This is a genomic window from Paenibacillus sp. 01L418 (assembly GCF_056400045.1).
The window spans coordinates 1-7,034 of the sequence record NZ_JBFTSN010000339.1; the positions used below are offsets into that span (position 1 = coordinate 1).

The following is a 7,034-nucleotide window of genomic DNA, read 5'->3' on the forward strand; positions in this document are numbered from 1 at the left end:
CATCTGCCCACTTTTCAATGGGATCAACTGCAGCACCAAGCACGCTTTTTAACAATCGTTTATTCAGATCAATCAATTCAACAGCGTTCAAATTTTCTATACCGCTGCTTAACAATCGCTGAGTTTCTTCATCTAAGTCAGTAAAAATTTTGGAATCATAAAATTCTTTTAGCTGCATGACCGCACTTAAACTTTTTACAATTCGATTTATCGTGTATTTATCTACATAGTCTAAACGATTTAAATCGTCAAAGGCGGATGAAAGCTCTGCTCCATCTTCCACTTTAGTTTTTAATAGCTCCTGAATCCATATTCTCAGTTTTTCGGGAAGATTGCTCCTCAGCTTTGGCCATTGTATATTTTCTTCTGAAATAACCGTTCTGTCCCAAAAATAAGCGTGCGGTGCTCCGTAAAGCTTTTCGATATTGTTATTTTCTTTAGCCTTATCCGCCAAGCTTTTGAATTCACCCTGTTCAATCAAATAATCTTTATACGTTTTTGCGACAGCTGTTGGATTTTTTTTCGTTACATAAATTCTAAATCCATATTCCTTTTGCTTATTAATTACTGKAAAATCATGATGAAAAGTAAACTGGATAGCGTTATCGGTATTAAAAACAATTTCATTGTTATATGCGTTTTTAATAATGTACATCAGCGAGTATTCGCTTTTATCAGCTGCAAAAAATGGCATCGAGAAAGACTCAATGACCTTCATTTCTTGTTCGCTCAAATACTCTTTCCACGTCTGATCATCGCTTGGAATATACTTTCCTTGGTTTAATGGAAGCATATACCCCTCGCCCGTTACGATTGGCCATGCAAAGCTATTTTCCTCCACCTTGCTGGATTTGATCGTTACATCTACATAGTTCGCTTTTTTTTCAATTTCAACGTCCATTTGTTTCTCTGGATAGGTCCAGCTAATTTGGTCTCCGCTGTTTTTTACATTTGTAACATTCATTTTGTCCAGTGGTTCCGATGCTTTTTCAGTCCTTCCACCCGACTCGACCTCAAGCGCAAAGGTTTCTGGATCTACGTTAAAGCTAAAATCCACATCTTCTATTTGTGCATTTACTTCCCCGCCTCGCGTATTATTGTCGTCCTTGCACCCCGCAAGAACACTTGCTGTGATTGCAGCCAGCATGATGATGGCTATTATTTTTTTCATGTCTCGCACCTCCTGAATCAGACTACATCAGGGGTGTTACGCCAATGTTACAAAAAATATGTTCAGCAACTAAATATTTCTTTCAATCATAAAGTCCGCGATAAAGCCGTTAAGCGCTGCATTCCTTCCCGCAATAATGCCTCACTCGCAAAAGAATAACTAAGCCGTATCCATGATTTCAGCTCGCCTAGCGGGTCAAATATTTCTCCGGGAACGAAGGAAATGGATTGCTCCCTGCYTTTTTTAAGAAGAGCTTCTCCTGATATATGGCTTGGAAGTTTAACCCATAAATTAAGCCCGCCCTGTGGTGCAGTCCATTCCCAGCCTGCTATGGCAAGCTCCTCTTCCATGATCTCTTTATGAACCTGCAGCGCAATACGAAGCTTTTCCACATGCTGCTGCAGCCTCGGTGAGGCGAAATAATGCAAAAATATTTTCTGATTAAGCTGAGGAGTCCCGTTATCCGCAAGCGCCTTCGCTTTGATTAACTGCTCCATGAATGGATATCGGCAGGCTGCAGCACAAATCCGCAGACCCGGCGCAATATATTTGCTGAAGCTGCTAATATAGATGACCCAGCCCTCCGTGTCATAAGCGAATAAGGGAAGCGGGGGCGGCTCAACAAAATACATATCTCGGAATGGATCATCCTCCACGATAAGGCAGCGGTAACGCTCTGCCAATTCCACCAGCAATTTGCGCTGCCATGATGGAACAGTATAACCGGTCGGATTTTGGTGGGTTGGATTCATATAGAACATACGAGGCTTATGCGTGCGCATCAAGGCTTCTACTTCTGCTAAGTCATAACCTTCCGGTGTGATCGCAACAGGAATAAGCCGCGCGCCTTGCCTGCGAAAAATATCCATCGCTACGCCGTAGGTCGGTCGCTCAATCAACACCGCATCCATCGGCCCAAGCATAATCTGGGCAATCAAATTTATGGCCTGCTGAGCACCTGATGTGATTAACAATTCCTTAGGTGACAGCAGCAATCGATGATGCTCTCTGAAATGCTGGCTTAGCGACTCGCGAAGCTCTTCATCCCCTTGAACGCTGGCATAAGTCCCCATAACCTTAGGATAGAGATCAAACACTTTTTTCACATAGTCCGATAAGAACAAATTCGGCAGCAAATTAGGATCAATCAGCGCTTGAGAGAACTGATACTTAGCTGGAATTCGATGAATATCAGATAACGAGTTATTCACTGCATAAGAGGTAACGACGGTGCTCTCTTCCAACCCTTCAGAAAAAGCATTGTCCTCCGATACGTAATATCCCGATTTGTCTTTTACATACACTTTGCCGTCCTCAACTAGCAATCTATAGGCTTTAAATACCGTCAGCCGATGCACATTGATCTCTTCAGCAAGCAATCGTATCGACGGTAATTTTTGATGGGCTTTCCATTCCCCTCGCTCTACACGGTTCAAGATATAATCATACACTTGCCGGAATAACGGATGGGCTTGCTGCGCTCCCGATTCTTTTTTCATCTGTTCATAACACCTCTTCGCCGCTGCCTCTTTCCATTATTGTACACGAAATATTTATTCATCTGTTCTGTTCCATACAATCTGTTCTGCCTTGCTCCCTATATGATTAACAAAAAACAATCTCGATCCGACATCTAAAGGGGAAATGAACATGATTTTTTTGGCTTATGCGCTCGTATGTCTTATATTTGGCACAACCTTTCTGGCAATTAAAATCGGAGTAGACGCCGGTGCTCCCCCTTTCTTCTCGGCAGGGCTTCGCTTTTTTCTAGCTGGCGCTATTCTGTTTCTTTGGATGGTTTGGAAACGCAAGGCAAGCTTCTCCTTGCTGCTGCGCAAAGAGATGCTGTTCACTGGGGCTACGCTGACGTTTGGAACCTTCTCTACGCTGTACTGGGCGGAGCAATATGTATCTTCTGGACTCGCGGCTGTGTTATCGGCTACGGGACCCATCATGATTTTGYTGCTGCAAACGGCTATTCTTCGGCAAAAATCTCCCAAACACTCGCTATACGGCTGCATTATTGGCTGCATCGGTGTACTGCTGTTAGTTTTGCCCAATCTTTCGGTGGATGTCTCACCCTTGTGGCTTGTCGGCTGCGGGGCCATACTGATAGGAGAATGCTGTTATGCATCAGGAGCGCTATATTCCAAAAAAGTAATCAACCGCATGTCCGATGTTTCACCAATAGCCATGAACGCGGCACAAATGATGGTTGGCGGAGCGATGATGTTCATTTTATCTCTGTTCACCGAAGAGGTGCACCTTGAATCCTTTGCATCATTTCAGACGACAGGCTCATTAATTTATCTGATTGTAATTGGTTCCATGGTTGGGCATACCTTATTCTACTGGCTCGTCGCAAAGACGAATCCCGTTTTCCCATCTACATGGCTCTATATCTCTCCTCCAATTGCTGTAGGAGTCGGTGTACTCTTTTATGATGAGACAATCTCATGGGTTACACTGCTTGGTATCATTACGATTATTGGTGGAACCATCCTTGTAAATGCAGGTGCACTCAGCCAGTTAATCTCAAAGCGAAGATTGAGGTAGTAGGGTGATTAAAAGATAAAAAAAGGCAGCCAATAAGTTCATTGAACTTATTGGCTGCCTCTAATTTTTAAAAAGATGTATTTTGTCCAAGCTACTCGAACAAATCTGATTAAGCAGACTGCTTCAGCTCATCCTCTTGAGGTGCCTTCGTTTTGCGAATGAAGAGACCGATGAGAATTGCGAGGACAGAGAGAATTCCTCCGACGATAAACGCACTGTGAAGACCAGCTACCATTGCAGGTATTCCCTCAGCAGGGTTGGTCGGATCCGGGGATGTAGACATGTAATCTCTCATGCCGGACGACATAATGCTGACGAACAATGCCACACCAACCGCACCTGCCACTTGCTGCAGCGTGCTCATAACCGCCGTACCATGCGCGTACAATCTGCGCGGCAGCTGATTAAGGCCTGTCGTCTGCGCAGGCATCATCACTAATGAGATACCAATCATCATCAAGATATGCAGGAATACAACATATCCGCTCGTCCATGCTGCATCAATTCCAGAAAACAGCCAGATGGATACACTCATCAAGATGAGACCAGGTATAACGAGCACCCTTGGTCCAAATTTGTCAAACAAAATACCGGAGACCGGTGCCATAATACCATTCAAGATACTGCCGGGCATCATCACAAGACCAGCGCTAAGTGCAGTAAGCATCATGACATTTTGCAAAAATAGCGGAAGCATGATCATCGTAGAGAACATAGCCATCATAAGTACAAGCATCAGTACCGTTACAAGCGAAAACATAGGGTAACGGAAAACACGCATATCGAGCATCGGTTCCTTCACCGCAAGTTGACGCCATACAAATGAAATCAAGCTGATTCCGCCTACAATCAGGCACCAGACAACTTTAGGATCTGACCATGAGCCTTCTCCTGCGCTGCTAAAGCCATAGACGATGCCCCCAAAACCGATGGAGGAAAGCAGAATGGAAATAATGTCGACCTTTGGTTTCGTCAATTCACTTACATTTTTCAAATAAATCGCTGCATAGACGATAGAAACGACCGCCAAAGGAATGACCAGATAGAAAAGCCATCTCCAGTTAAGCGAGTCAACGATAAGACCAGATAAAGTAGGCCCAATAGCCGGAGCGGACATCATGACCAAACCGATCAATCCCATTGCGCCGCCCCTCTTCTCTGGAGGGAAAATGATAAGAATCGTATTCATCAATACAGGTATCATTAATCCTGTTCCCAAAGCTTGAACAACACGTCCAACAAGCAGAAACTCAAATATTGGTGCTGTCGCACATATCACCGTACCCGCAAGGAATAAAATCATTGCCCCGAGAAACATTTGACGTGTGCTAAACCATTGCTGCAAAAGTGCTGTTATAGGGACAAGAATACCGACTACGAGCATATAGGCTGTAGCCAGCCATTGTACAGTCGTTTCCGTGATGCTGAAATATCTCATGAGCTCTGGGAAAGCAATGTTCAGCAAGGTTTCATTCAGAATCGATACAAATGCGCCAATAATGAGTGCGGCAACGATCGGTCCTTTCTTGATTTTGCTAAAATCTAGGTTAGAATTAACCTCCATAGTAGGGCCGTTCAAGAATACTCCTCCTCCAATTTTCTCTTCTCTTTTCGGACAATTGTCCGCATTACTTACAAAATATACCGAACATTTGTCCTCATTGTCAATAACCTAAATTATGACACTAACGAAATGAACATTCAACTTCTTTGCTTCATGAATTCCGTCGCATATTTCAAAACTTCACAGCTTGATCCCTCAAGTTAGCATCTATGCTGAAGGCATAAAAAAAAGAGCCCTAATCTTTCAAAGGCTCTGTCGCATGACTTATCTTTTTACTTTTCTTTGTTTCATATCTGTGCTAATCTTTTTCCATTTTGCTTTTTCAGAGGCTGCCAATCGCGCATCCTCCTTACGTGCTAGATACGCCAACTCACGTTGGAGTTTGAGATAGCTTTCAAAACGAGCTTGCTCCAAAGACCCATCAGCTATTGCCTTTCGGACAGAACAGCCGGGCTCTTGCTCATGCTTGCAGTCATTGAATCGGCAAGTATTTGCAATTGAATCTACGTCATCAAATGCACCACGGAACCCCTCATCGGCCTCCCAGAGCTGCAGCTCCCTCATACCAGGTGTATCAATCATCAGTGCTCCACTCGGTAATTGAACAAGCTCGCGATGCGTCGTCGTATGACGACCACGATCATCCCCGCCACGCACATCATTGACTCGTTGCAGATCAACTCCGCTCAATTTGTTAATCAGTGTAGACTTACCTACACCCGAAGAACCTATCAGCGCAACTGTGTTGCCTATACCCAAATATGGTGCGAGCTGATCTAACCCTTCTCCCTGCGAGGCACTGACTACGTGAATAGGGACAGCAATCGCAATTGATTCTACCTCTGCGATGCGTGCATCCAAATCGTCGCATAAATCTGCTTTGCTCAGCACGATGATCGGCGCAGCGCCGCTTTCCCATGCAAGGATCAAGTAACGTTCCATCCTGCGTATATTAAAGTCATTATTTAAGGCATTTACTAAAAAAACAGTATCAACGTTAGCGGCTACAATCTGCTCTTCTACCGTGTCTCCAGCCACTTTACGGGAAAATTTGCTCTTTCGTGGCAGCAGCGCATGAATCGAAGCTTTCTGTTCCTCCAACCTCGGTTTTATAACTACCCAGTCACCGACTGCTGGAAAATCCTCTCGACCTGTTGCTTCAAAACGCAGCTTACCCGTTACTTCGCCCATGAGCTCGCCATGCTCACTCAATAGACGGTACATGTTTTTATGCTCCAATATAATTCGCCCGGCACTATACCCTTGTTTGGCATAAGCGGCAAAATGATTAGAAAAATAGTCGTTCCAACCTAATGATTGTAATACCGTATTCGTTGTTTGTTGATTCACTGCGGATTCCCCCTGTAATTGGTTATTCATATGGCTAACGCCAAAACCAGTCACAGTTGAATCCTCATCTGGGAAACGAAATTATTGTTCGCTTGAAAGGAGGATTCCTGTGACCCCGACTGCCGCACCTTCAATAATAGTTAATTTCTCCATTTTCATCTCTCCCCTCAAGCCAGCTTAACTAGCTTGCAACTAAATTTCTCCATTATTGTAGCATGAAAACGAAACATTGCGAAATAACGAAAACATAATGTTTCTTTCTCTCCGTCTATAGCTATAAAAAAACGACCTATCACCAGTTCTAATGAACGAGGGATAGGTCGTACTCATTAATTCAAGAAGCCGTCAAGCGCAATCGTCGGTTTGCCGTCCGCCTGCCAAGCTCCCTTATTA

General features: G+C 44.0%; 4 protein-coding genes and 1 pseudogene. 1 reads left to right on the forward strand and 4 read right to left on the reverse strand.

The features are described 5' to 3' along the window. Together AC1DSE_RS26860 and AC1DSE_RS26865 are read right to left on the reverse strand one after the other, a co-directional pair. Window positions 1-1,171 (reverse strand): annotated as a pseudogene (locus AC1DSE_RS26860) (glycoside hydrolase); the annotation flags it as partial. An 86-nt stretch (window positions 1,172-1,257) separates the two neighbouring features. Further along, the gene (locus tag AC1DSE_RS26865) at window positions 1,258-2,670 is read right to left on the reverse strand and encodes an aminotransferase-like domain-containing protein (RefSeq protein ID WP_477528469.1); all 1,413 of its coding nucleotides are present in this window, start codon (window positions 2,668-2,670) and stop codon (window positions 1,258-1,260) included. Between the two features lie 151 nt (window positions 2,671-2,821). On the opposite strand from AC1DSE_RS26865, the gene AC1DSE_RS26870 reads away from it, so the two are divergent. Continuing rightward, window positions 2,822-3,727: a DMT family transporter gene (locus AC1DSE_RS26870; protein WP_477510275.1), complete on the forward strand. Its 906-nt coding sequence runs from the start codon at window positions 2,822-2,824 to the stop codon at window positions 3,725-3,727. Between the two features lie 109 nt (window positions 3,728-3,836). Here AC1DSE_RS26870 and AC1DSE_RS26875 read toward each other — a convergent pair whose 3' ends face one another. Continuing rightward, window positions 3,837-5,291, reverse strand: a complete 1,455-nt coding sequence (locus tag AC1DSE_RS26875; protein ID WP_477510325.1) for a DHA2 family efflux MFS transporter permease subunit — start codon at window positions 5,289-5,291, stop codon at window positions 3,837-3,839. 264 nt (window positions 5,292-5,555) lie between these two features. After that, on the reverse strand, window positions 5,556-6,641 hold the full coding sequence (rsgA, locus tag AC1DSE_RS26880; protein WP_477528470.1) for a ribosome small subunit-dependent GTPase A: 1,086 nt from the start codon (window positions 6,639-6,641) through the stop codon (window positions 5,556-5,558). Between the last annotated feature and the right edge of the window lie 393 nt (window positions 6,642-7,034).

Excerpts from the sequence above, each read along its gene's own strand:
- AC1DSE_RS26875 (WP_477510325.1), bottom strand. The coding sequence starts at position 5,291 with ATGGAGGTTAATTCTAACCTAGATTTTAGCAAAATCAAGAAAGGACCG.